The organism is Polyangiaceae bacterium (assembly GCA_016715885.1).
GTDB lineage: Bacteria > Myxococcota_A > Polyangia > Polyangiales > Polyangiaceae > Polyangium.
Genome location: JADJXL010000025.1, coordinates 219,486 through 245,506, shown reverse-complemented (window position 1 = coordinate 245,506; position 26,021 = coordinate 219,486). Strand labels below are relative to the sequence as shown.

The following is a 26,021-nucleotide window of genomic DNA, read 5'->3' as shown; positions in this document are numbered from 1 at the left end:
TGGGTGTCAACCCGTATTGCGCAGTCCTGCGGCAATACCGTTGATCGTGATCAGCAGAGCATCGCGGATCTCCGGAGATGTTTCGTTTTGCGTGCGAATGCGGCGCAGCAGCTCGACTTGCAAGAGGTTGATGGGATCGACATAGGGATTGCGGACATCGATCGAACGGCGCAGCACGTGGTTGTTTTCGAGCAGATCTCGTTGCTTCATCACTTCGAGCATGATGTCGATGGTGTCGCCGAGGCTCTTTCGAAGATTGGCGCCGAAGTCGTGTAAATCTTCGGCCGCGAGACGCTCGTCGTATTGCTGTGCGATACGAGGGTCCGCCTTGGCGAGGACCATTGCCACGAGGTCGATGGTGGACCGGAAAAACGGCCACTTGGCGCACATCTCGACGAGGTCGTCCATGCCGCCCGAATCGGCGATGCTTTGCAATGCCTGGCCCACGCCATACCACGCGGGAAGCATCATGCGGCTTTGCGTCCATGCGAAGACCCAAGGAATTGCGCGTAAGGTCTCGATACCGCCACCAGGTTTACGTCGCGCCGGGCGACTGCCGATGTTCAAATCACCGAGCTCGACTTCGGGCGTCACTTCTCTGAAATAACGCACGAATCGATGATCGCCGCGAATGAGGCCGCGATATGCACCGCATGCGTGATCGGAAAGCTCTTCCATACGCTTGCGCCATGAGTCCGAAGGCTTCATTGGAGGCGCGAGCGTCGCTTGCAATGTGGCGTTCGTGTACAGCTCGAGCGTCCGAATGGCAATGCCTGGCAAGCCAAACTTGGCCTCGATCATTTCACCTTGCTCGGTGACTCGCAGGCGCCTTTCCGTGGAACCCGGTGCTTGCGACAAGATTGCGAGATGCGTGGGACCTCCGCCGCGACCAACGGTGCCGCCACGTCCGTGAAACAACGTCAAATGAACGTCATGCTTTCGGCAGGTTTCGACGAGCTGTTCTTGCGCTTTGTAAAGCTCCCACGCCGCGGTCAACCGACCTGCATCTTTCGCCGAATCCGAATAACCGAGCATCACCTCTTGTTTTTGCTGAATATGTTTTTTGTACCAAGGTATCGAAAAGAGCGCGTCCATGGTCTTTGCAGCTTGGCGAAGATCATCGAGCGTTTCGAAAAGCGGCACGATGCGCATGGGTGAAGTCATGTGCGCTTCGCGCTGAAGGAGCGCGACCGCCAATACATCGGAAGGGTCGGTCGCCATGGAAATCACATAGGCGCCAAGAGAGCTCGGGCCGATTTGCGCTGCCGCGCGGAAGGTCTCGAGGACGTCACGAACCTCGGTGCTTGCCGGCAGATCGTGCGGAATCAGTGGCCTTCGGCCTTCGAGCTCGCGAAGCAAAAAGGTTTGTCGCTGCTCCTCGTTCCATTCGGCATACGACCCGAGTCCAAGATGGCGCGTCACGGCGTCCAGGACATCGGTATGTCGCGACGATTCTTGTCGCAAATCGAGTCGCACCAAAGTGAGGCCAAACGTCGCCAATCGGCGAAGATTGTCGAGCAGGCGGCCTTCGGCGATCGAACGCGCTCCGGTATCGACGAGCGATCGGAAACAAAGCCACAATGGTTCGGCGAGCTGTTCGGTTTCGATATAAATATCGCTCGATTCCGCGGGGCGTCCATCGAGGATCGCGGCATGGTGGGCGCGCGTGGCGATTAGCTTGTCGCGCACTTTCGACAAGAGCGCTCGATATGGCTCGCGGGCATCTCCGACATGCTTTCGCAATTCTTCGCTGCAATCGATCATCGAGAGCTCGTATCGCAATGAGCTGATTTCTTGAAGAAATAGGTCAGCGGCCGTCCACCGGGCAATTCGACACACACGCTGAGTGACATCGGGGGTAACGTTTGGATTGCCGTCGCGATCGCCGCCCATCCACGAACCAAAACGAATGATCCCGCAATTCGCGGGAAGCCGCCGCCCGAGGATATCCTGAAGGTCGCGATCGAGCTCGCGCAAAAACTCGGGCACTGCATTCCACAATATTTGCTCGATGACGACGAATCCGCCGAGCGCTTCGTCGACTGGGGTGGGGCGCTTTCTGCGGATCTCGTCGGTTTTCCACACCGAAAGGATCTCGCGTTCGAGCGCTTCGCGGGCGTCGCGCGATTCGTGGGCCGTCAAGTTCGGCACGTCGCGCCGAGCCAACGTTTCTGCGATGCGTTGGTACTTTTGTACGAGCGTGCGCCGTTTGACTTCGGTGGGATGCGCCGTGAGCACGAGCTCGATGTCGAGGCTCGCCAATGTTTCGACGATCGTGTCGGGTGAGATTCCTTGCTCGAGAAGCGGTGGAATCGTGTCTTTCAGCGTGCCTCGCTGGGGCGCGGCAGCCGGATCGCGCAGGTATTCGCGGCGGCGGCGCACGCGATGGTGTTGCTCGGCGATGTTTGCCAATGTGAGAAACCTCGAGAATGCACGCGCAATGGGGACAGCCTCGTGAACGGGCATCGCAGCCAATACATCGCGCAATTCATCGAAAGCGGCCTCATCGCCTCCTCGGGCGCGTTTGGAGAGCGACCGTACCTTTTCCACGGTGTCGAAAGCGTGCTCGCCCACCTGCTGGCGAATGACATCACCGAGAATTGCCCCGAGCAGGCGAACGTCATCGCGGAGCGCTTGGTTCGTATCGACGGTGCTCATGCAATCCATCTACCACGTTTTCGGCGATATTTCGAGCCTGAACACTCCATGGAAATCCCCACTTCATCGAGCGCGTTGCAATTTTTTCCTGCCGACCGCGTGCCGACTTCCCGACCGTCGCGTCGGTGTCCCTCGCGCCCGGATCGCCTTTTCAATCCCGACGACAAGCGACGCGACCAAGCCGGACGAGACAATCAGCAACCATTCCCGCCATCCAATTGGCGCTGTATGAAAAAGCCGATTCATCACCGGCAAATACGTAAACGCGAGTTGCAATAATGCCATCCCGACGGCTCCGAGCAGTAGCGGCTTGTTCGAGAAAAAGCCTATCCGAAATGACGACTCCGTGAGGGAACGGCAATTGAACATGTAAAAGATCTGGATGAACACGAACACGTTTACCGCGACGGTGGTCGCGGCCCGCATATCTGCCTCGCGAATCTCCGTCATCCACTCGAAAAGCCCAAACGCGCCCACGAGCATCAAAATGGCAACCAAATTCATGCGCAGCACGAGCCGCATGCCCAGAATGGGCGCGTTCGGATCTCGCGGGGGACGCTGCATCGTATTCGGCTCCATCGGCTCGAACGCGAGCATGATGCCCAAGAGTACGCCCGTCGTCATGTTGATCCACAAGATTTGTACCGGCAAAATTGGGAGATCCGTGCCGATGGCAATTGCGGTCAAGATGACGAGCCCTTCGCCCAAGTTCACGGGCAAAGTCCAAACGAGAAACTTCGTCAAATTGTCGAAAATGCCCCGACCTTCCTCCACTGCCGCGCGAATCGAAGCAAAGTTGTCGTCCGTCAGCACCATGTCCGCAGCTTCTTTTGCGACATCCGTACCGGCCAAACCCATTGCAATGCCGATATTCGCCTGACGCAGCGCCGGCGCGTCGTTGACGCCATCACCCGTCATCGCGACGACGTGTTCGCGCTTCTGCAATGCGCGAACGAGCCGCAATTTCTGCTCCGGAGTCACTCGGGCAAACACCGCCACCCGCTCGGCAACATCCGAAAGCCGCTCTTCGGCGATCTCTTCGAGGTCCTGGCCCGTCAGTGCGCGAAGCATTCCATCCTGCGTCATTTCACCTTCGAAACCAATTTCTCGCGCAATCGCCGATGCCGTCAGCGCATGGTCACCGGTAATCATTTTTACGTGAATTCCAGCCGCTTTACACGCCCTCACAGCCTCGATCGCCTCCTGTCGTGGAGGATCGATCATCGCCTGCAATCCCAAAAACGTCATCCCCTCGGCCACGTGCATGTGTTCGAGCTCGTGCGTTTCTGCCGGCAAGTCCCTGCGCGCAAATGCAAGGACGCGCATTCCCGTGCGCGATGCCTCCGCTGCGGCTGTCAAAATGGCTTCCCGATCGAGCGTTTCGGTTTGTCCCCCCGATCCCAGGACATTGACACACCGTTCGAGCGTTTTTTCCACGCCGCCCTTGAGATACGCGATGCGCGGTTTTCCAGCTCCAGCATCGTGTAGCGTCGCCATGTAACCGCGTTCGGATTCGAATGGAATCACGTCGAGGCGCGGCAATTCTGCATTCACGACGTCTCGGGTTTGTCCCAGCTTTTGCGCGGCGACGACGAGCGCCCCTTCGGTGGGATCACCCATGACCATCCAGCGGTTTTCCTTCTCGACCACGAGCGCATCATTGCACGAAACAGCCGAACGAAACAATTCGACGAGCGGCCCCGGTGCCGCCTCCGGCCTGATGGGATGTTTGTCATGGAGAACATTACCCTCCGGAGCATACCCTCCGCCGCTTACTTCGAATATCATGTCGCTCGTCGTGATTTGACGAACGGTCATTTGGTTTTCCGTGAGCGTCCCCGTCTTGTCCGAACAAATGATGGTCGTGCTGCCGAGCGTTTCCACGGCGGGCAATTTACGAATGATGGCTCGACGCCTTGCCATTCGCGACACACCAATCGCCAAAATGATGGTCATCGCCGCGGGAAGTCCCTCCGGAATGGCTCCAACGACGAGCGCCACGACCGCGACGAATGCATCGCCCCAGGCATGTCCCCGAACATAAACCGCCACCACGAGCGCCGCGACGGCGAAGGCCAAAATGACAATCGTCAGCACGCGGCTGAATTCGGCGATCTTTCGGGTCAGCGGCGTGTCGAGCTCTTCGGCGTCGGAAATCAATTCCGAAATGGCGCCAATTTGCGTCCGATCCCCCGTCGCGACCACGACACCTTTGGCTTGCCCGTGCGTGACGAGCGTCGATGCATAAGCCATGTTGTGGCGATCCGAGAGGAGCACGCCTGCATCGAGGGGCTCCGTTTTTTTCGACACGGGCATCGATTCGCCCGTGAGCGCCGATTCATCCACTTGCAATTCACGCGCATGCACGAGGCGCAAATCGGCGGGAACTTTGTCCCCGGATTGGAGCAGCACCACATCGCCCGGCACAATCACCGCTTGTGACAATCGATGCGTCTCGCCGCTGCGTAATACGGTTGCCTCCGCTTGCATCGTTTTCGATAATGCTTCAATGGCGGAAACAGCTTTGCTTTCTTGTACGAAGCCGACGATCGCATTGATCAAGACGACGCCGAGAATGACCGATGCATCGACGGGTTCATTCAGGAAAAACGTCACGGCGGCAGCCGCGAGGAGGACATAAATGAGCGGCTGGTGAAATTGCAGAGCGAATCGTACGAGCGGGCTTTGCTTGCGCCGCGGCGTGAGCGCATTCTGCCCGTATTGAGCGAGCCTTCGCGCAGCCTCGTCCGGCGATAGCCCTGCGCGAAGATCGGTATCGAATTCCCGAGCGACCTCGGGCGCAGCAAGGGCGTGAAACGCGCGCGTGGCGTCTTTCGTGAGTCGAGCCATGACCAAAGGCACAGTCCGTGCCGCGCCAACCCATGACGGACGGCCGCGCACGGCAGCATTGAAGACGTCGCGAGCATTTTTTCCGGTTATCGCGTAACGTGCGGACGAGGCTCGCCCTCATGGTTTGTCCTACGACGAGCCGCGCGTATCGGTCGCTTTCAGCCATGCTTGGACCAGTTCAACGAATTTTGGCATGTTTGCGGCAATTTCGTCGACTTTTTTGAACGTCACGATGCCGCGATCAGCCGCCGCCCATTGCACGAGACCCGACGGATCGACGAATGTGAAATAAGTCGCGTCTTTGGATTTGGCTCCGCGGTGAAAAATCAGTTGTACTTCTGTTTTGCCGTTGGGCGGTATGCGAAAAGTAATGCGGTCATCTCCACCATGACAAAAACTCGGCGCGTTCCACTTGATGTGCTCGGTGATTTCGGGATTCGTTCCGAGGATGGTTTTGCGCAGGGCGACGATTCCATCCTTCAAAGGGTGCTCTAGGTTCGCTAGGAACGCTTCGACGGTTGCAGGAGTCTTGGCCATGAAGCGTTTTTATCCCGGATGCCGCCCTCGGGGCAAGAGGCTCCGCGCGATCCTTCGCACGCTGCGAAGCATCGGCCGCGCGTGGCGTGCCTGAGCTCACGGGCAAACGGCCTGCCACATTTGACAAACCGCCGTACGTGACGAGCGGGACAAACGAAATGTTGTCCTATGACAAAAAAGGTTTTTCTTTCTGGGACGGGTTCGTTTACGCTGCGATCGAGGACGGTGGGAATGAGTAGCGACGACAAGCCCAAGCCGCCACGGCTCGACGCAGCGACCCAAAAGCTTCCGAACGTGCGGACCTTGTTGAAGCCGTCGACGCTGAATGTCGATCTCGGCATAAAGAATCGGCCCGTGATGCCATTCAATGCGTCAGCGGCTCCTCAGGCAACGCCGGCCCCGCAACCTGCACAGACGCCAGCGTCGCCTGATGTCTCGCGCATGACGATTCCGCCGCTCCCGCCGCCACCCTCGCGTCCTACGCCTCCGCCACCTCCGCAGCCAGCGCCGCCAATGCGCAAGCCCGCGCATTCGAGCGCGCCGCCGATGGTCGTTCCAGACAAACGAGGGAATGCCATCGGTGCATGGCGAGCGCCAGGGAGCTCGTCGGGGGATGATGTCAAAGTAGCAGCTTCGAGTGCGACGCAAGGCACGGCGCTTGCGTTTTCGAATGCTGCGGCCGGAGCAGCGCCGCGCATCGAGGAAAACCCAACGACGTTTCCGCGTGAAGATGCGGCTCGTGCACATCGAGGCGAGGGGGTTGAAATCATTGGGTTCGATGCGGCAATGCTCCCGCGCATGCGCAAGCATGCTCCGTGGAAAAAGCTTCTTTCGGAGCTCAACCCGAAGGCGAAGGGGAGGGATGACGATGCGGATGACGATGGCCGAGACAAACAGAAGGAGACAAGGGATCGTCGTGATGTTTTGGCTATTTTAATGCGAGGGGAATCGACGGCGCTCGACGACCTTCGAGCGGTGGTGTGGGAGGCGATGGAAAACCTTTTGCCGCCGCCGCTCGTGCTGGTATCTGGGGAAATCGAGCTTTGCTTCGATGAAATGGAGACATTGAAGGCGGCGCTCGCGGTCATTTCGCCGTTTGTCGGTGCGGACAAGAAACTGAAGGAAGCCCTCGATGCGGTACGCGACGTGATGGCGACGCCGGGGATTGACCGAGCGCGAACGGTTGTGGACAAACTTTGTGGGCGCGTGCGCGATGCGTTTGGCGAGAAGAACCGGGGAGTTCCTGCGACGTACATTGAATCGCAGACGGAGCCGATGTTGCTCGAGGCGCGAGCGTATCAGAAGCGTGTGGCATTTGGCAAGGAATGGATTCGAGCGTCGCTGCTGGTATTGGGCGACGACAAGAAGGCCGCGATTCCGGTGTACATTGCGACGGACTTATCGAGCGAGCTGCCGATGATTCGGCGGTTTCCGGCGCGTCTCATAGCGGAAGTGCGCGCGCGCGTGGAGCAATCGGAGGCGAATGATGTGGCGCTGAAGGTGGTGGCGATGGGGAGAAGGGTGGGGAGGTGATTACCAGCGCCATTCATGCTCGTCGAACCGAGTGGTCGTTGCGGTATCGAGCAGCACGGGAGACGTACGCCGCGCGAATTTCCAATACGTACGAGTTTCGCCCTCATGATGCCGCGCCTTGCATGACCCGAAAGGCGTGGGGCGATTGGAGCAAAATTAGGCACGGGCCGTATTCTTTTTCGGTTTCCTCTCGCCCCCGCGATTGATTGTCACGAAATAGGCGTCCTGCCCTCCCATTCCGCGCAAGCGGATGATCAAGGATGCTCGGCGAACGCGTTTCGTCTTCGTCACCGTCGTCGTCTTGTTCCGCCTTTTATCAATATGCACGATGGTCACCTTGACCTTCGGTTTTCGGAGGTAACCAGGCAGGTCCGTCAAATGCAGTGTCGCCCTCTTCCCACTGCCATTGGGGGCGAGAAGAACTTGGATATGCTTCCCTTTCTTGTTTTCGCTGACGAGCCAGTCAACTCCGTGTCGAGGCGCGGTGCGTCGCATCCTGCCCGTCATTGATGCGTAAAACTTGAAGACATGCCATGCCGCTTTCAAATCATCGACCGTGTCCAAGTCATACTTGCGCTCGGGCTTTGGGTGGCCTGGTTTCTGCGTTGGCTTGGGCCCGAAACGCGACCGACACATGCGTACCCATGGCAGCTTTGTCTTACGTTTGCGTGCCTTTTTAATCGTATAATTGGCGCGCTCCACGGCTGCGAGGAAATGGACTGCGGTTCCCGGGGACCTCCACGACCGCCAACCCACGGTCTCGTTGATGTCGATACGCGGAATGGGTCCTCGTCGTCTCGAAAATCGAATCGTCTCTCGGACTAACTGCTTGATCTTCGGTTTGGTGCCAAGATTGTGCCATGAAATAATGTCGGGAAAAACACGCTTGTTGCTTTTCTTTTGCTCTTTGATGCAGCGCAAAAGGAACCGCGCGAGCCACGATTTTCCCCCTTCTTTTTTGCCCCACCCTCCTGCAAGGCTCGGGCCCACGATCATCGCTTTCGGCAGCGTCCTGCGAATCCGGCGGAACGCGTCGCGCCAGATAGGGAAGAAGCGGTCGACTCTCTTGGAGAAGAAGCCGAATTTGTGATGATTGGGTTCGTTCCAGATGTCGAATTCGAATTGGCTGATATCGACGCCTATGTCATCGGCGAACTTCTTCGTTGCTTCGACGACCGCCGTTACCGTTTCCCGCCAAAGCTTTCTGCCCGTCCCCGTGGGTGACACCGCGCCCTCCTTGGGTGGCCCCCACGCGTTCGACACGATTATCTGAAACTTGGGCTTCACAGGCAGGGACAGGACTTTCTTCGCTATCCCCACATAAAATGCTTTGAAAACCTGATCCTTGTAATACGCGAGCCGATTGTCTCCGACTTTCGACGACGCAGGGAACACTCCGGCATCATAAGGGCTCACCCGGAACAAAATTGGCTTCAGCGTTTTGATTTTTGTTTTCAGTCGTCTATTGAAGTCCCGCATTTCCTCGTCTAATACGAGGGCCCTCAGTTCCTTTTTGGATTTTCTTATTCTTCGACTGCTCCTTGAGTTTATTTACTTGTGCTCTGATATGCTTGGGCTTCTTCACAAAGCCATGCAGAAATCCCGCACCGCATCGTGTCACGGGCCAAGATCCGGCCTTCTTCACGCGCAGCGTCAAGGTTACCTTCGGCCGCGAGCTTGCGCCTCTTGCCGTGGCGGTTCGCGCAGGCTTGTTCGCATTGCCGCTCGCCGTGACCAGCATCTGAACACCCCGCCGCGCAATATGCCGTTTGGTGGTGCCGACGAACACGTCGGACGCGCCGGTGCCAAAATCATCCCCCGGTACGTCGTCGAATGCGACAGGCAAGCCACCTATCGTGACATTGGCCGCCCCAGCGCTCCGGGCGGCTCGCGGCCGACGGCGCCTGATAGGACGAGCGATCTTTTCGGAAGAATTGTCCGGAGCTGCCATGAGCGCATCCATTTCGTTCATGTCTCCTCTTCGTCGTCCCCATCCTCGTATTCGTCGTCCCCATCCTCGTACGCGTCATCCTCTTCGTCGTCCCCGTCATCCTCCACGTCGCTGTCGTCATCCTCTGCATCATCGTCCTCCTCGTCCTCCTCCTCGCCAATCTTGTAGAGCAATCCATTTGCAGTTTCCGGTAACCCCTGCGAATAAATCCTGGCGATTTCCCCAAGAGCCAGCTCACGCGCTTCGTCGCTCCACCCATCCTCCACCTCCAGATCGAGCCTTCCTGTCGCGCTGGGCTCTGTGTCGTCTCTCCGCCACACGCCGTATTCGACGGCGTCCGTCTGGTCGTCATGGCGCAGTGCCATTTTACAAATGACCTCGTCCGTTCCTTCGTCGGCAAATCGGTAGAGCTCCCATGCCCCGAGGTTCGTCATTCGCTCCACGACGACCATGTTCGTCTGTTTCATACGCTCCTCCGGCTACCCGCGAGTCTTATCGAAAAACTCGAAGCCCTTCTTCATCGTTTCATACTCGTGCGGCTCGATTCCGAATGGGGCTTTGCCGCCCCATAGCCCATTGCCAGGATCCCCCCCCCCCGCCATGCCCCCCCCCCCCTCCGGTCCAAGCCCCCTTTTTCGCGCATCCCCGCGCTGGCCGAGCGGCCCCCGCCCGCTTTTTGCCCGCCCGCCTCCACCTGAGGTCCTCCGGATTGATCTGCACGTTCGGCCCACCCTGGATCACCACATCCCCGTCGTCCGCCTGCACCACCAGCTTCGCGCCGCTCTTCAGCGTCATGTTCACCGTCGCGTCCACCGTCACGTGCGACCCCGCCGCAAGCGCAATGTCCGCTCCCGCCTTCATCAATATCCGCGCCGCCGCGTCGAACGTGATGTTCGGCCCCTCCAGCGTGATCGTCGCTTCTCCCGTCGTCACCGATATCCGCCCATCCACCATCTCCGTGCCCGTCGGCAACGTCGCCCCCCCGCGCGTTTGTCGCATCGTAACCGCATGCCGATCGCCTACCCACGTCGCATCCACCGCCCCGATCGTCGTCGTCCGGTTTGCCCCGATCGCAATCGTTTCACTCGCACCCACACGCTTGCTTCGCATGCGCCCAATCGTCACCGACTCGTCGACCTTCACGAGTTTGTCCAGGTTACGCTCGGCTTGCACGTACACGAGCTCCGCGCCTCTCGCATCGTCGAACATGATCTCGTTGAACCCACCGGATCCAGGCGTCGAATCGCTCTTCCACGTGCTCTTCGTCTTGTGCTCCGGCAATTTGTACGGAACGCGCGTCGTGTTGTTGTACACGCGTCCCACGACGATGGGTTGGTCCGGGTCGCCCTCGAAAAACCCCACCAATACTTCCTGCCCGACACGCGGCAGCGCCATTATGCCAAACCCACCACCGGCCCATCCTTGGCTCACACGCATCCAGCACGAACTGCGTTCATCGAATGTGCCTTCACGATCCCACGGAAATTGCACCCGCACCCGGCCAAACTCGTCCGTGTGTATCTCGTCGGCAGTCGCACCCGCACGAGGTCCCACCACGATCGCACTCTGCACACCTTCGATGCGCGGCTTCGGCGTTTTTCGTTGGGGTGCAAAAGGTTCGTCCGCGAACAGCGCCACACCCATAGCGGAAAAACTTCGATCCTGCGTCCCCGTGATCGACATCTCGATCACGAGCAGCCGACGCGTCTTCGCAAGATCGCTGCGCGGATGCCGATCGATCGAAAACACCGTCCCCGGCGATAGATCGGCCACGTTCGTGTGAAAATTCATCGCTACGCGTCCTGCACGCGCGCTCGCCAAACGCTGCTCGGCCCGCAGCTTGCCCACTTTCTCATCCGTACGCACCACACCCCGCTGGTCCGCGATCGGCGTATCGGACAGACGCCCATCAGCCACGACAAACCCTCCAGGCTCGTAGTGAAACTGCTCGTAACGCCCCTCCAAACCGGCCGAGGACGCCTCGCCAAACAGCCGTACATCCGACTTGCGCCGAAAGTCCGTATCACCGAGCATGATCTTGCCCGGACGAACCTCACGCGAGATCTCCACGTTCGTCACGTACGCTCGGTCGAACGATGCCGGAGCCGCCGGCAAATAAACGATCGGATACGCGCGTCGCGGCTCCGCGCTTCCGGGCGCATCGACGAACATCGGCACGCTTCCTTTTTCACCACCATCCGCCATGACAAACGAGATCCCGGCTTCCTCGAGCAGCCGACATACGAACGCAAGATCACTCTCACCGTACTGCACGCGTATTTCGAGCTTCGCCAAGCGCTCCCGATCCACCCGCCAAACAGGTTCCAGTCCCCACTCGGAAAGGATTGTCCCGACAATTTCAACGACGCTTTGATGCTGGAAAATCCGGTGGTTGCGACGTTGGGAGAGCAGCCAGAGGTTTGGCACGATCGAGAGATGATACGTGGACAAACCTTTCTCCTCCGCGCCGATCTGTTTCATGCGGAGAACGATGCCGGTCCACCTGCGCGCATTCTCGCTTGTCCCGCCAATCCTGAAGGCCACCGGCCTTCCGACGATGGCTTCCAGGTCGAGGTCCTCATTCGGCGAGCACGCGTGTACCGAGATGTCGAACAGAGTCGAGATCGCATCGCGTACGACGAACTCGCGAACCGTCAGCGATTGCTCCCCCGATTGGAATGCTAGATCGGCAACCAGCATGGCGCCCCCTCTCGTATTCGTCACGCCCGTCTGCGTGAACGGCACGGTTTTGAAGGGTAAACCCATGCAAAACGCAAGCGCAATGCTTTTGTGACAAACCGGTTTTTGTGAGTTTTACCACGCCACCGAGGCAAACCGCCCGCGGAGAAGCAGCACGGCGCCGTCGAGGTTTGGGTTACCGAACGTATGCCGAACAGGTAGCAGGGAAAATGTGACGCGTCGCGTCGATTTACCGAGCTTTTGCTACGACAATGTATTGCTCGGGCAAACTCTCGTCGATGGCTTTCCCGGACAAACCGCCCGCATCGAGCTCGGCAATCACTTTTTCCGGCGCGAGACGGTGCTCTTTCGGCGGGCCTTTCGTCGCTTCGAGCGTGAAATCCACGATGATCACGAGCCCTCCCGGACGTAGTGCCGCACGCAGCTTCTGCGCATACGCAGCTCGATCCGGAATGTGATGCCACGTGTCCACGACGAGAATGCGGTCCACGGATTCCGGTGCAAGACCCGTTTCACCCGGCGTCGCTTGCACCGCCGTGACATTGACGAGTTTTTCTTTTGCCGCACGCTCGCGCAAATACCGCACCATGTCCGGCTCGATGTCGACCGCCAACACTTTGCCCGTCGGCCCCACGGCCCGCGACAAATGCGGCTCGAAATATCCCGTACCCGCCCCAATGTCAGCCACCGTCATTCCGGGGGAAATGGTCATTGCCGCAACGACCTCCGTCGGCTTTTGCCAAGCATCCCGCGCCGGATCGTCGAACTGCTTCGCCCACTCCTCGGCCTTCTCGAATCGGTGCACGAGCGGCCCGCCGTGACCGCCATGCCCTCCGTGATGCATCCCGTGCTCGCCGCCGTGATGCATTCCGTGTTGTCCACCGCCGTGATGCATTCCGCCCTGCGCGCAGTGCGGACAAGCCATTCCGTCTTGATGTGCCATGCCAGGTTGCTTGCAGTGTTCACAACCCTTGCAGTGCGGGCAAGCGCAACCTTGCTTTCCATGCGCCGAATGCGCCGTTTTCCCAGCCGCATCTTGACCAGCAGCGCCTCCGCAACCCAAGACCGCTGCGAGCGCACCCACCAATATTGCTTGTTTCATGAAGCTGCTTTAGCACCCGCCTGGCTGTTTGGCGCGACCAAATTTTTCGACGAACACGCGATGAGGCTCGATTGCTACATCACATGACGTAGCCAAATCCTTCTCGCGATACCCTGTGTCGATTGTAATAATTGTCACGTGTCGTCCATCTACGGAAAACCACGCGCGCCAATCCTTGTGCGCAAGTCGCCGCGTTCCATCAGGTTCGATACGAATGCGCCGATACGGATGCGGCTGCGGTCCGAGCTGCAACGTTCGCTCGATGGGCGAAGTGATGTCGATGTGCAGTTCGTCCCGTAAAAACGCAGCGCGCTGCATTGCTTCGGCCGACCATGACACGGTAAAACCCGGCTCGGGATCGGCGGGCGGAGCATCGTTTGTCGGGGCCAGATTTTCAATCCAACCCGTACGCGCCGAAGTCCGCGCCTCGGCATAAGGCAAATACGGTTTGATGTCGAAAACGGGCGACTTGTCGATCATGTCCACGTCGCGCACGTGCAAAACGAGCCCGTCGACGGACACGAGGCGCACGAGGGACAAACCAATCGGGTTTGGCCGATGCGGCGAACGCGTTCCGAACACGCCGCGCCGTTTACCCGAGCTTCGAGGCGGAAGGACTTTGGGACGCCAGGACGAATTCAGGTGAAACCAGAAGAGGACCCAGATGTATTCCCATTCTTCCAGGTCCATCACCGCATGCTCCAGACCTCGGCCTGGAAACAATTCGATTCTACCTTCCGCACCGCCCGCCGCGTGAGGTTGCCTGGGCGTGCTCACGCGATCGGGAAATGGCGTATGCAGAATTCCGATGGGCGTCAGGGTGAGATTCGGAGGTTCGTCGTCGTGCAAGCGCGTAACTTACTCCGTCCAGATAACTTCGCTATCGGGCATCGTGCGATAGTTCTTTTCCATGTACTCCATCAGCTCGAGCCAGAAATCTTCCATCTTTGCGCCCTGTTCCATTGGGCTCTGGCCGAAGAACGTGCCGCGAATACATTCCGCCTTGCCGCTCGGGCCAACGCGACAGCGACCATCGACGAATACGAGAATCGCCTTGGGCATGCGGGTTTCCATGCTATCGGCCGATTGATTCATGAACGTGCGGATGATGCCGGTGGCAGCGGACAAACCATCGGGCTCTTGGCCGTAACCATGTAGTGCATACACGACGGGATAACGCCTATCCTGCTGAGCTTTGTGGGCGTATCCGGGAGGCAACGAAATGATGACCGGACCCTTTCGTCCCGCTTTGGTCGTGAATTCGACTTCGCACGTTCCGAGGATCTCGCATTGTGAGGCCCCGTCGACGGGATCGTCGGCACTTTCGAGCACCAGCGTGCGCAATTCAGGCTCGCGCCAGCGCGATAGAATGAAGCTGAGCCCCGCGCGAATGCGATCGATGACTTCGGTCGCCGTGCCGACGTGTTGCCCGCTGCCGCTGTCGATGTCGGCTTGCGTGGGATCGATCTTGCCATATCGCTGCAAAATGATTCCCGGCATTTCGTCGAAGGGCACGATGGCAGGATTGAATCCGGAAAAGTTCGTCGGATCGAGCCCCGGTTGCTGATTGAAGTCGGAGAAGTAGGTGACGTGTCGCTTGCGTCCGACGAAAGCACCGGCGAGGTGTTGCGCATCGACGACGAAATTGAACAAGTCGCGCGTGCCGCCATCGGTGAATACATCGATTCGTCGCAAGGCGGCATCGTCCAATTCGCCGCCGGGTACGTCCTTGGCCATGCGCGCCGCAATCGAATGCGCGTCGCGATCCCAAAAACGCTGAAGCCCTCGGGCAACCGTGAATTTGCCGTCCCCCTCGCCAACGTCGTATCCATCCCCCGGCTTTTCCCACCCGCCAGGAGGTTGTTGCTTCGTTCCTGCGACGCCGTCGAGACCCACGTCCTGAAATGGCTCACCCTGCTCGTATCGATAATTGCCTTCGGTGCCCGTGGGATTGAATTGCGGATCGTAATCGTCACCAGCAGGGTCTTCGTTCACGCCCGGCGCATATCCAGGTTCATTGACACTCGCAACGCCGTCCGTTCCCACGTCCGACCAAGGTTCGCGGCCTGCACGAATGATGGGCTCCATTTCGTCGCGCACACCGTTGCCATTGTAATCGACGGCAAGAGCCAATTCCATCGGAAAATTATTTCCTTGCGGCGTCCACGTGTTTGCCCACGGCGAATGGGATTCGAGCTGCGGCGAACCGTCACAGAACGTAATCACCGGGAACGTGCCGTCGGGGTTGAATTCGTCGTCGAAGTAATTGTCGAGTGTCAGCGTGTTGGCGCAGCGCTCGATGGGACAATTGTTATCGAGCTCCTGTTGCTTTTGTTTGTCAGGACCATCGAGCGGATCCACCCAAATGCGGCATTCGTCCGTCGGACGCCCGCCCGTGACGCTCGGATCGTCAGGACGAACGCCAGCGGGGAGATTTTCGGCGCCCGGCGTGAGGTTTTCTCCGTTTGGATTGCCAAACATGATGGCGAAATCGCGGAAGATCTGAATGTACGCTTTGCGATTGAACGATCCACCGCTGCCTTTGTTGGGGTATTCGTACCACCAATGATTGAACGCCGAATTGTGCTCGTACGGATCCTTGGGTTGCGGAATCCAAGCGCATTTCCCTGGCGCACCAGGCAAAACCCCCACGCACGTCTCGTCGAATGCGCATTCCGATCCGGTCATGCACGGCGTCGCGGTTTGCTGAATTTGGTCGATCGTCGTGCCTTTGGGAATGGCCCGAAAGCCGCCCATGATGTTCGATTCGATGTGCTGGAGCATCCACGTCAGATCGACCGGACCTCCCATGGGCGCAAGCGCGTCGAATAAGTGATGATATCGCATGCCGAACGCTGCCGTTCCGCCACCACCCATCGAAACGCCCAAAATGCCTCGATGGCTCAAACGGCGAGGATAAGATTTGGTGCCCGCATCCTTGGGAACGACCGCCTGGTAGGTCCCGAGGCGCGGAGCTTTGAATGACAAGGCCCAATGGCCATCGATTTTTTCAATACGCATATCCGCGACGGGGACGATTCGTGGCGTCACGAATGCAGGGCCCGAATAAGCGACCGACAAATGCCGAAGTCGTGCCGCGTCCGGCATACGCGCTGGATTGATGGGAATCGTGAGCGGCACGTCACGCTGGAATTTCTTGTTTGTCGGACCAAACGTAATGGCTGGACCGAGCGGCAAATAATCGGTTGGCGGCGTCATGTCGCCGCACTTGATGTCCGCATCGAAGGAAGCAACGCTCCACAAATAACTCCCGCTATTCGGCTTGCTCGCACCCTCGGGTAGCGAAATGCTCGCTCCCACGAGCCCATCCGCGCCCGCAAGTGTCTTGCCTCCGCCAAAGTCGTTCATCGCCGCGGTACCGGAACAAGCAATGTCGGCCTGTGCGGGATCCACATCGAGTACGTCGACGTTCACCGTGACCGTGACGTTCGTTCCGTCACCGCGAGGCACGGCTGCTTCGATGGTTGCCGAACCTGCCGTCTTGCCCGCGACGACTTCCACCGTCGCCGCAGCATCGTAGAGGTTGAATGCATCAGTCGTTGGAGCTGCAACGATCGCTTCGTTCGAGCTCGTGAACGTGATCGGCGTCCTGGTGCAAACGTCTGGATCGAGAACGAAACGCACCTTGCGACTCGCGCAGATTTCGGCGGTGTCGGTGCACCTTGCGAGGAACATTTGCGGCGTGTCGACGCGCAGTTTGACGACGTCAGGTGAAGGCGCGAAGCACACGTCACCAGGCAAGAGCTGCGGACCGATCGTGCCCGTCGTCGACGACGATGACGTGTCCGTGGTGCAGCTTGGAGCAATCGCCGCAAGCGTGATGCCAAGGAGCGGAAAGAACGCAAAACGGGCAGATCGAAGCCTAAGGCGTGAAGCTCTTGTCGTCATGGACCGCGAGGATATCGCACGACGCTCGTGCTCGGCGTGAGCGGATCGGCTGGTGCTCGAACGTTTTTACGGCACGGGTGGGACTTCAGGGAGCTTGGCGCTGATCTCGGCCTTGCTGATCTTCGCCACGAGGTTTCCGTCGGAGATGCTGCCGAGCCATGAACCTTGGAAAGCAACAGGAACAGCGGTGTCGTCGACCGACGCGGTGACGGCTGCGGCGATGTTGATGTGGCCGATGTTTCCGGAGAGCGCCGACGCATCGATCGCGTTTTCCCAAAGGCTGACGAGAGCTTCGTGACAGAGCCCAGCCAGGCAAGCACCGTCGCACGTGTCGAAGCCGCCAAGGGTTTGTCCGAGAACATCACATGCTGCGAGCGACGAGAGCATGTCTGCCATCGTCGTGCCTTCGGGAGCATCTTGCAGTGCGCCGCGCGCGATGACTCCGCCAAAGTAACGCGACGGGAGCCAATACAAACTTCCGCCGAGGTGAAGCACGTCGCCCACATCGACGGTGAGTTTGGCGAGGTGCGTGCCGGGCATGCCTGCGTCTTGTGCTGCGACCGAACCAAAACGCAAAGGAGACAACGTTGCCGCGCCGGGAACATTGGGCAGCGCCGTCAATGTTGCGACGATCTCGGACGGCTCGTTCACCACGCCAAGCAAGAACCACGCTTCGAGCGCGCTCTTCAACGAGGCCGGCTGAAGCGAGAGGTGGTCCGAGGCGAGCGTATCCCATGCGCCAAGCGTCCGTGCGTCGTCGAATGCAGCGGCCATCGGTTCGGGCACGCGCGAAGCCATCGCATCGAGCAGCGCCGTCGCCGGAGTTCCCTCTTTGGGAACGAGATTGTCGAGGACCAATGTCGACGTGGCTTTCAACAGGGATGTGTACGCCGTCGGATCGGGCTTCAGAACGAGCGTCACTTCGAGGTTTGTCCCGCGGAGGTCGATGGGTTTGTCGATGACGTTCACCTTGACGGTCGTCATTTCTCCCGCGACGAGACCGCTGGCATCCGAACAGCCCCAAGCAAACTCACCAGCACGCACGGTGACCGCGAGGCTCGGACCAACGGGTGCGTCTTGTACGACGAGGGGCTCGCCAACGAGCGCGTGACCGGGAAGTGCGCCGGCAACTTCGGCAGGTAGCAGCGGTGCAACGTCCGCACACGTGGCGCGAGCGACGATGCTCGCAGTCCAATCGGTGATCGGACGGTTGCCTTTGTAGATGGGAATGATCTCGACGGGGGCAAACCCATCGCCGCTGGTCGACACGTTGATTTCAGCCGCGGGGCCGCCCATGATCCATGTGCGCACGCGGAACGTGGTGGCTTTGTTCGGCGCGCGAAGCAGGACGCTGGCGCGCCCTTCGTCGTTTGTCTCGACCGTTGCGCGGTCGAGCCTCGCATCGAGCGAACCGCCGAGCAGCACGAAGTTCACTTCGTGGGAGCCCGGGGGATCCACGACGACATGCAGTGCGCGTTCTTCGCGAAGGCCCAACGCGAGCAGCTCGGGCATTTGATCGAACGCGATGGACACTTCCGGCGTCGATGGAGGCGGCGGCGTCCAACGCACGGGCTCTTCGCTGCTCTCGGAGCTGCATCCCAACATGGGGCAGACTCCCATCACGAGCAGACAAGAACAAACCAAAGAAGCAAAGCGCATCGCTGCGAGCTTAACGCTGATTTCGGGTCGCGGCGAGTCATTGCGCGCGTTTTGGGGTTCGTCATCGCCGCCGTTCGTCGAGAACATGCCGTCGTCATGGCGACAAATCACTTCACTGCCGGCTCGAATTGGCGAATTCCTGCCTTTTGCCCGCGGAAGAATGACCGTGTGTGCTCGTCGGAAAGGGCGCGGGGGGGTGTCGTACGAGTTTGTCGTGTACGTACCACCGTCGGGGGTTCGTCATGAGCCGCGATGCCAGAAGGCAGATGAGCAAGAGCGCACCGAACGAAAGGGCAGCCGCTGCGATCGGCGAGACGAAACCCGTCGCGCAGAGCGGAACGATCACGGCGTTGTACGCCAGCGCGAACGTCAAAAGCAGGCGCGTGCGTGAACGCAGCGCACGCGCGAGATCGACGAGCCACACGAGCGAGTGCAAGCTCGGATCACGCAAAACGATGGGAGCCGCCACGCTGTCCGGCAGGGCGTTGGGCGCCACGGCGACAATGACATCGGCCGCAATGACTCGTGCAGTCTCGGGGCGACCATCACTCACGTGAAGAACACGTCCGCCCGCTTCTCGTAGGGCCCGCACCGCACGAGCCTTGTCCGCGACGCCCATGTTGCCCGCCGCGGGCACACCAAGGCGATGTCCGAGCGCGATGGTTGACGCCGCGCTGTCGCCGCTGAGGATGCGACAAGCGATACCACGATGCCACATGGCCCGAAGTGCTTGGAGTGCGTCGAGACGAACTGGGTCGGAAAGCTCGAAGATGCCCATGGTTTGTCCTTCGCGACGGAAGCACACGACGCTCGTGTCGGCTCGAATGTCGTGTGGCACGCTTTCGCCTGGTTCTGCGGCGGAAACTTCGACGAGCACGCCACGCACCATGCCGAAAACGCCGTTCGGGCGAACGACGGGCGGTTCGTCGAGCACCGCGGGCTCGACGCAGATGGCAGCGAGATGCCGCGCGATCGCCCGTCCCACGGGGTGCGTCGCCGCTGCTTCGAGCGCAGCCACGTCGGACAGCATCGATGGTTCAGCGGAACGTAACCAGGACAAACGGACGACGTACGGCGCGCCGGCCGTGAGCGTGCCCGTCTTGTCGAAATAGGCGAAGTCGACCCCGGCGAGCGTTTCCAAAGCAGCGGCATCCTTGATGACGACGCCTGCGCTGCGCGCTCGCATGACGGCGATGATGCGTGCGAGAGGAAGGCCAACGACGAACCCAGCCGACGATGCGCCTGCGAGTACCGCCACGCCTGCAAGGAGAACCCCAGGCTGAATCGGCCCTCGCAAAAGCAATGCGTGCACGATGCACGAAAAAAGCGCGAACCAGATTGCCGCAACGAAGAGCGCGAGCGCCGCGACGCTCTCGAATCGTCCCCCTTCGCCGCGCAACGCATCATGCTCGATCCGCGCCGCCGTGTTTTGAACGACCGCATCCACGGCCGCCGACGACTCCATGCCCCCCAAGTGCTCGATGCGACCCGTCACGGATGGTGACGCGAGCCGCTCGCCGCGCGCGAGCATCTGGCCCGAAGCGCGATCGACGATGGTCCCTCCGGGCACGGCAACGCGCGCGGGGACATCGAGGCGCATGTCGAGAGGCGCAACTTCTCCGGCAACGAGCCTGATGCGATCACCCGGTGCAAGCACCGCGCAGGGGACGACCACGTCACCTTCACGCGGCGTGACACGGCGAACGCGTGCGTATCGGCCGCGCACCGCGCGATCGATGTCGGCGAATGCGCGACGAGCGAATGCTTGGTGCACGTAATGACCGAGAAAGGCAAACCCGACGATGGCACCAGCGGTTTCGAGGGCGACCAGGATGGTGGCATCGGGCCTATCGCCGAAACGAGCGAGGAAATTCGGCGTCATCACAGTGGTTCCGTTGCCGAGCACGAACCCGGACAAACCCACCATGAGCGCGACGAGTGCTGCCCCGAGTGCGACGAGCTCGCTGCTGACGATTCCCTTGCGTGCAAACGCAGCGGCTCTAGTCATGAGCGGGGGCGCGGCGACCAAAATGAGCAAGAGCGCAAATACGAGCTCGATCCACACGAGCTTTGGTGCGACTCGAGCGGGCTTCCACAACGAAAGAGCAACGAGATTTCCTACCAGTGCGAGGACGACGCCGAGCCGCGGAGCATCGAACCACGCGCGCTCGGCAGGCGGCGCGCCCGATGCCGGCGAGAGCCAATAACCTCGCAGCGCCATGGCCAAGACAATCTCGCGCTCGTGCGTGACGCGCTCGTCGTAACGCACGCTTGCAGTTTCGCGCGACAAACGCACGGCTGCTGCGAGCACACCGGGCAACCCTCGCAGCGTTTCCACGGCGCGCCGAGCGCAGTGGCGACACACCAAACCTTCGATGCGAAACGTGCTATCGCGTCTCCAATCGAGCGCGGACGGGCCGTCGTTGCGTCCCTGGTGCGACGGGCCGGGGGTAGACGTGGTAAACCCGTGAAATTGCATTTTCCGCGCCCCACCCGGCTTGCCTACGGTGTTTGCGGAAAAACGCTTGCGAAGTTCGGGCCGAGCGGCGTGCGCACTTCGTGCACGCCTGGGGGAGGGGATCGAGCAGCGTGAAGACTACTTGATGTAGATCTGCGCCATGGCCAGGCCGGCGCCGCGCGTCGCCTTCATGATGATTTTGCCCGGGCCACCGACCGGGAGCGCGTTCTTGAAGCAACCGCTCGACTTGCCGCCCAACACGGCCGTGCCGCCCTGCGTATTGTCTTGGGCGAGAACTTGAGGCGGAAGCGGTGCCGGGTGGAAGACGAGCTGAACGTCGAGCTCCTGGACGCCCATGCTTGCGCCGACGACGGAGTAGCACTTGCCTGCCTGAATGGTGAATTGCTGCTCGAGCACTTGACCTTCTTGGAAATTGCCGGCGAACGGGGCGCCATCGGGCTGCATGCCTTGGACTTCGCCCGCTGCGAGCTGCGTGAGGAGAGGCTGGAGCGCGGCGGCTGCAGGGACGGCGATGGGCGTTGCGGGGCTGCCAGTTGCCGCTCCGGTCGTGCCGGGCATGCCCGGGTTTGTCGGGGCCGTCGTCGTGGCCGTCGTCGTGGGCTGCGTGTACCCGCCTGGCGGCGGCGCTGCCGTGTTGGCGGGGGGCGTGTACTGCCCGTACATGTTTTGGCTGGACGGGTCGTTCGGGTCCGGCGTGGATTCACCGCAGCCACAAACAAGGGCGAGCGTGGCTGCGGGGACGATGAGGAAGTGGCGCATTCTATGGGCTCCTTGCGAGATTCGAAGTCCGCGGCACAAGGCCGCACATCGTTCGAGCGCACGGCCGCGTGCGTGTCCGGCGCTCGCGCTGAAGACGTATGAGTTGACGATGTACTTACACCGAATTCGTGCTTGGGGGTGAAAGGAGTTCGTCGTTTGTTGAGCGCCGTCGCGCGTTACGTGGAATTATTTCGGGTTTTGGACGCAGCAGCCCGTGATGCAGGACCAGCCAATTTCACAGAGGTCCTGGCCGGGCAAACCGCAGGGCTGCACGCCCTCGGGGCATTGCGGAGGTGGCATGCCCGCGTCCGTCCCGCTATCAGGCGTGCCGCTGTCGGTTCCGCCATCGGGCGGCGGGGGCGGGAAACACTCGGGCGGCAGGTCACTCACGTCCTTGCCAATGCAAAGCTCGCACTTGCCGCACCCGTTGTAACACTCGTTTTTGACCGGCGTACACGGTGCGCACGCTTTGTCTTGATCGGCCGTGCCGAGCTTGTCGATGGTGCAGCTAAAGTTGCCGTTGCCGTCTTCGGTACCGAGCCAAACCGGCCCGTATTCCTTGCCGTCCTTGTAAAGGAGGCAGCAACCGAAACAGTCGCAACCGTTTGGCGTGAGGCTGGGACAGATCGATAGGCAAGTATCCGGTTGCTTGTTCAGCAGCTCGTCGCACGTCAGGTTTGTCCCCGGCGTCTTCGCATTCTCGTTGTATGCGCACTTGGAGCCAGCCCAGGGTTCCGGATAGTAGTTCGGAGGGACAGATAGCGGATCACATTGGTGATTCCAGTAGCAGCCGTCGTTGCCTGAGCCGGAGTTCGAATCCCAGTAACAATCGACCGTGCAATCAGGACCGTCGCCGCCGGGGATGCCGAGGTTCAAGCCGCTCTCGGTGTTGTCGCACGGGCCGAGGCAATCCGGATCCTGCCAATCCGTAAGACCGTCCATGTCATTGTCGATCGTGTCACCGCATTGGTACGTCTGGTTGACGCATGTGGACTGGACAAACCCTCCATCCATACCGCTCCACGCTCCAGCTCCATCGGTGCCCGCGTCGCCGGCCGCACCGCCTGCGCCGCCACTACCTCCGGCCCCGCCATCGCCACTGCTGCTTCCCGATTGCGTCGTGCCGCTGCTCGACGTGTCGCTCGTGTTGGCAGTATCGCTGCAACCCGCAGCAATCACCGCCGCGATCAGGGGACTTGCAAGGAGCAGGCACAAAGCACTTTTCGAGAACGACAGCATCAGAGGTCTCCTTGGAATCAGGTTGGCCACGCGCCAGCGACAAACCTGCAATAAGCTTCGAAGGGCGTGTCGAACAAATGTAATCGCACAATTCGAGCCATTGGTGGGCTTCATTCATGCCTTTTTCATGCGCCGATCATTCGTCGCTCACGATTTCTGTCCTGCACGACTGGTCAATCGATTGACCAGTCGCAGTGACCACGACGTACGACAAAGGCCGCAATTTCCATATGTGAATGCAATCGCACACCCAATAACGACTTCGCCCAAAGCTCAAAAAATGGTTTGGCACGAACGGTCACGGGTCAAGCGCACACGGCTCGACGATCCCTTCGTGCATCGTCGCGAAGTTACGCTACGTTAGGGACCGCCGAAGGTGCGACATGAGTGACGTCAATCGAAGAATCCAAGAAATCGTCGATCAAAACCGCGTAGTGCTCTTCATGAAGGGCACCAAAACGTTCCCCCAGTGCGGATTCTCCGACCGCGCCGTGAAAATTCTCCAAGCCGCCGGCGCCGACTTCAAGGACGTCAACGTCCTCAAAGACCCGGACATCCGCCAAGGAATCAAGGAATTCTCCAACTGGCCCACGATTCCGCAAGTCTACATCGACGGAAAATTCGTCGGCGGCAGCGACATTCTCGCGGAGATGCACCAGTCCGGCGAGCTCCAAAAAATGCTCACCAAGTGACGCTCGATTCAGCGACGCGCCTGCTCGAGTGCTCTCGTCAAGACCGCATCGAACATGGCCTCCGTCAGCCGACCCGTCTGCGTGTTCTGCTGACTGACGTGATAACTGCCAAATAGCCAAGCCTTTGCAGCAGTTCCGCGAGGATCCGGAATCTGCGCCGACCCTCCATGGGCAAACGGCGGAACCTTGGCGACCACAGCCGCACGATCCAGCGCTGCTTGCTTGGACAAACCGACGATCGCATCGTAGCCAATTTTTCCAAGAGCCAAGAAAACTCGCGCTCGTGCCAGCAGCCGAAGCTCGGCCAACAACCAGTGTCGACAAGCCTGGAGCTCGCTCGGCGTCGGCTTGTTGTCCGGCGGCGCGCAATGACAGGGAGCCGTAATGAAAACGCCGCGGAGCTCGAGTCCGTCGTCTCGCGCGACACTCGAAGCCTGCGACGCCACGCCCGCTCGGTGCAACGCGGCGTAAAGAAAGTCGCCCGAGCGATCTCCAGTGAACATGCGTCCCGTGCGATTGGCACCGTGAGCTCCCGGCGCAAGACCCACCAGGACGAGCGTCGCGTTTGGATCGCCAAACCCTGGGACAGGACGACCCCAGTAGACTTCGTCACGGTACGCGCGACGTTTCGTCGCCGCTACGCTTTCGCGCCACTCGACCAGACGCTCGCACCGTCGGCATTCGACGAGCTCGTCATGAAGAACCTGAAGCGATGGGCGCTCGACACTCATGCGCTAGTTTGCAACGACGAACTCACGGGTGCACGTTCCGACACGGGGACTTTCGTTTCCCGCAATTGCTCGCCGACCATCATGCCGGCGACGATGCGGTCCATGACGACATCGAAACGAACCCGCTGAAATCGAGCGCCGCTCGCAAGCCAGTCCGTGTGACCGCCAGGGCCTGGAAAGTGACCCACGATGTCGAGATGGTCGGCTTTGCCGACCCAGATGAGATCGCCCCAAATCTGTGAGCTCAACGGGACGACACCGTCGTTCGCGCACGGCTCGATCACCTCGCCCAGCATCGCTTTGAGTTTGGCCTGCGCAACTCCATCGGCAGGCGCACAGGGATAACGCTGATCGATGCGCGCCGTGAGGTTGTAAAGTGCCGTGAAGATGGCGGCGCTCATCGCGGCCCACGGCGAACGCAGCGCTGACAGCCAATCCTTCACGGCATTCTGCGGCGCGTACGTCGCGACCGATTGATAACGAACGCCAGGCCGATCCTCGACACCCGCTTGGAACATGTCCATCGCTTCGGGCATGAGCTGCACGATCGCGCCCTGATCCTCGCGCAAGAGATCCAACCACATGCGCAGCTCGCGGCTCGATGCCTCGTCGAGGACCTTCGCAACCGCATCGACCGATCGATTGATGAGGTCGAGCTCGAAGTTCCCGATCGACAAACGCCCAAACGCCGCAACGAGCGCAGACGTTGCAGCCAAGGGCGGTGCACCGAGCTTCAGGGCGGTGACGGTGAGCGCCGAAATCGCATAAAGCATGCGTTGTCCGCTGACGGTCGCGAAGAACGCGGCGAGCGGAGTGCCGTAATGCGGCGTGTTCATCGTCGTGACGGACGCAAGGCGCGGGAGCCACGATAGGTCGCTCGCGCTGACACCGGGAAGCCGTGCGGTTGGCGAAGCAACGAGACGTGCATCGAGCCCGCCTGTCGAATGACCAACGATGTGAATCGGCGATGCGTCGTTCCCGGCCGTCGTGGCAATCATCCGCGCGAGTTTCGCTGCACGCCGACAAACACTCGCGGTCGGATGCACGTCGCAAATGTGAACCGACACCGACCTGCCACGACTGCGAAAGCGCTCTTCCAGCGCCACGACGAGGTGCTCGAAGTACTCGAACGAAGCGAGGCGCGCGAAGCCAAACATGCCGGGCGAGAGGTAGATGTGCACTGATGACGCCATGTGCTTCGACTGTACATCGAGCTGGCTCA

17 protein-coding genes and 1 pseudogene are annotated in these 26,021 nt (G+C 60.2%); 2 read left to right on the top strand and 16 right to left on the bottom strand.

What is annotated here, in order from left to right:
- Window positions 1-6: 6 nt before the first annotated feature.
- The 3 genes from ppc to IPM54_36010 form a co-directional block, all read right to left on the bottom strand.
- The gene (gene ppc, locus IPM54_36020; GenBank protein ID MBK9265176.1) at window positions 7-2,658 is read right to left on the bottom strand and encodes a phosphoenolpyruvate carboxylase; all 2,652 of its coding nucleotides are present in this window, start codon (window positions 2,656-2,658) and stop codon (window positions 7-9) included.
- A gap of 63 nt (window positions 2,659-2,721) precedes the next feature.
- Window positions 2,722-5,508, bottom strand: a complete 2,787-nt coding sequence (locus IPM54_36015; GenBank protein ID MBK9265175.1) for an HAD-IC family P-type ATPase — start codon at window positions 5,506-5,508, stop codon at window positions 2,722-2,724.
- A 129-nt stretch (window positions 5,509-5,637) separates the two neighbouring features.
- Complete coding sequence (locus IPM54_36010) at window positions 5,638-6,045, bottom strand: DUF1801 domain-containing protein (GenBank protein ID MBK9265174.1); 408 nt, start codon at window positions 6,043-6,045, stop codon at window positions 5,638-5,640.
- Window positions 6,046-6,276: 231 nt separating this feature from the next.
- Between IPM54_36010 and IPM54_36005 the strand changes: the two genes are divergently transcribed.
- Window positions 6,277-7,578, top strand: a complete 1,302-nt coding sequence (locus IPM54_36005; GenBank protein ID MBK9265173.1) for a hypothetical protein — start codon at window positions 6,277-6,279, stop codon at window positions 7,576-7,578.
- Window positions 7,579-7,734: 156 nt separating this feature from the next.
- Here IPM54_36005 and IPM54_36000 read toward each other — a convergent pair whose 3' ends face one another.
- The 11 genes from IPM54_36000 to IPM54_35950 all read right to left on the bottom strand — a co-directional run bounded on the left by IPM54_36000 (window position 7,735) and on the right by IPM54_35950 (window position 23,376).
- Entirely contained in the window at window positions 7,735-8,973 is a 1,239-nt protein-coding gene (locus IPM54_36000; GenBank protein ID MBK9265172.1) for a hypothetical protein, read from the bottom strand.
- A 67-nt stretch (window positions 8,974-9,040) separates the two neighbouring features.
- A complete protein-coding gene (locus tag IPM54_35995) occupies window positions 9,041-9,541 on the bottom strand; it encodes a hypothetical protein (protein ID MBK9265171.1) in 501 nt (166 codons plus the stop codon).
- Window positions 9,542-9,546: 5 nt separating this feature from the next.
- Window positions 9,547-9,996 carry a hypothetical protein gene (locus IPM54_35990; protein ID MBK9265170.1) on the bottom strand — a complete coding sequence of 150 codons (450 nt, stop codon included), beginning with the start codon at window positions 9,994-9,996 and terminating at the stop codon, window positions 9,547-9,549.
- 58 nt (window positions 9,997-10,054) lie between these two features.
- Complete coding sequence (gene tssI / locus IPM54_35985; protein ID MBK9265169.1) at window positions 10,055-12,295, bottom strand: type VI secretion system tip protein VgrG; 2,241 nt, start codon at window positions 12,293-12,295, stop codon at window positions 10,055-10,057.
- Window positions 12,296-12,458: 163 nt separating this feature from the next.
- Window positions 12,459-13,331 carry a class I SAM-dependent methyltransferase gene (locus IPM54_35980; protein MBK9265168.1) on the bottom strand — a complete coding sequence of 291 codons (873 nt, stop codon included), beginning with the start codon at window positions 13,329-13,331 and terminating at the stop codon, window positions 12,459-12,461.
- A 9-nt stretch (window positions 13,332-13,340) separates the two neighbouring features.
- A complete protein-coding gene (gene tsaA / locus IPM54_35975; protein ID MBK9265167.1) occupies window positions 13,341-14,180 on the bottom strand; it encodes a tRNA (N6-threonylcarbamoyladenosine(37)-N6)-methyltransferase TrmO in 840 nt (279 codons plus the stop codon).
- A 9-nt stretch (window positions 14,181-14,189) separates the two neighbouring features.
- Complete coding sequence (locus IPM54_35970; protein MBK9265166.1) at window positions 14,190-17,240, bottom strand: hypothetical protein; 3,051 nt, start codon at window positions 17,238-17,240, stop codon at window positions 14,190-14,192.
- Window positions 17,241-17,306: 66 nt separating this feature from the next.
- Window positions 17,307-18,899, bottom strand: coding sequence for a hypothetical protein (locus IPM54_35965; protein MBK9265165.1), 1,593 nt, complete (start codon window positions 18,897-18,899; stop codon window positions 17,307-17,309).
- Between the two features lie 112 nt (window positions 18,900-19,011).
- Window positions 19,012-21,264, bottom strand: a complete 2,253-nt coding sequence (locus tag IPM54_35960; GenBank protein ID MBK9265164.1) for a cation-translocating P-type ATPase — start codon at window positions 21,262-21,264, stop codon at window positions 19,012-19,014.
- A gap of 231 nt (window positions 21,265-21,495) precedes the next feature.
- Entirely contained in the window at window positions 21,496-22,137 is a 642-nt protein-coding gene (locus tag IPM54_35955) for a hypothetical protein (protein ID MBK9265163.1), read from the bottom strand.
- Between the two features lie 186 nt (window positions 22,138-22,323).
- Window positions 22,324-23,376: a hypothetical protein gene (locus IPM54_35950; protein MBK9265162.1), complete on the bottom strand. Its 1,053-nt coding sequence runs from the start codon at window positions 23,374-23,376 to the stop codon at window positions 22,324-22,326.
- Between the two features lie 383 nt (window positions 23,377-23,759).
- Between IPM54_35950 and grxD the strand changes: the two genes are divergently transcribed.
- A complete protein-coding gene (grxD, locus tag IPM54_35945; GenBank protein MBK9265161.1) occupies window positions 23,760-24,068 on the top strand; it encodes a Grx4 family monothiol glutaredoxin in 309 nt (102 codons plus the stop codon).
- A gap of 8 nt (window positions 24,069-24,076) precedes the next feature.
- On the opposite strand, the gene IPM54_35940 is transcribed toward grxD, so the two are convergent.
- A complete protein-coding gene (locus tag IPM54_35940) occupies window positions 24,077-24,799 on the bottom strand; it encodes a uracil-DNA glycosylase (protein ID MBK9265160.1) in 723 nt (240 codons plus the stop codon).
- A 65-nt stretch (window positions 24,800-24,864) separates the two neighbouring features.
- Window positions 24,865-25,992: pseudogene (locus IPM54_35935) on the bottom strand (hypothetical protein).
- Window positions 25,993-26,021: the final 29 nt, after the last annotated feature.

Bases quoted from the DNA above. Each gene is read 5' to 3' on its own strand.
- ppc (MBK9265176.1), bottom strand. From the start codon at position 2,658: ATGAGCACCGTCGATACGAACCAAGCGCTCCGCGATGACGTTCGCCTG.
- IPM54_36015 (MBK9265175.1), bottom strand. From the start codon at position 5,508: ATGGCTCGACTCACGAAAGACGCCACGCGCGCGTTTCACGCCCTTGCT.
- IPM54_36010 (MBK9265174.1), bottom strand. From the start codon at position 6,045: ATGGCCAAGACTCCTGCAACCGTCGAAGCGTTCCTAGCGAACCTAGAG.
- IPM54_36005 (MBK9265173.1), top strand. From the start codon at position 6,277: ATGAGTAGCGACGACAAGCCCAAGCCGCCACGGCTCGACGCAGCGACC.
- IPM54_35995 (MBK9265171.1), bottom strand. From the start codon at position 9,541: ATGGATGCGCTCATGGCAGCTCCGGACAATTCTTCCGAAAAGATCGCT.
- IPM54_35990 (MBK9265170.1), bottom strand. From the start codon at position 9,996: ATGAAACAGACGAACATGGTCGTCGTGGAGCGAATGACGAACCTCGGG.
- tssI (MBK9265169.1), bottom strand. From the start codon at position 12,295: ATGGGTTTACCCTTCAAAACCGTGCCGTTCACGCAGACGGGCGTGACG.
- IPM54_35980 (MBK9265168.1), bottom strand. From the start codon at position 13,331: ATGAAACAAGCAATATTGGTGGGTGCGCTCGCAGCGGTCTTGGGTTGC.
- IPM54_35970 (MBK9265166.1), bottom strand. From the start codon at position 17,240: ATGACGACAAGAGCTTCACGCCTTAGGCTTCGATCTGCCCGTTTTGCG.
- IPM54_35965 (MBK9265165.1), bottom strand. From the start codon at position 18,899: ATGCGCTTTGCTTCTTTGGTTTGTTCTTGTCTGCTCGTGATGGGAGTC.
- IPM54_35955 (MBK9265163.1), bottom strand. From the start codon at position 22,137: ATGCGCCACTTCCTCATCGTCCCCGCAGCCACGCTCGCCCTTGTTTGT.
- IPM54_35950 (MBK9265162.1), bottom strand. From the start codon at position 23,376: ATGCTGTCGTTCTCGAAAAGTGCTTTGTGCCTGCTCCTTGCAAGTCCC.
- grxD (MBK9265161.1), top strand. From the start codon at position 23,760: ATGAGTGACGTCAATCGAAGAATCCAAGAAATCGTCGATCAAAACCGC.
- IPM54_35940 (MBK9265160.1), bottom strand. From the start codon at position 24,799: ATGAGTGTCGAGCGCCCATCGCTTCAGGTTCTTCATGACGAGCTCGTC.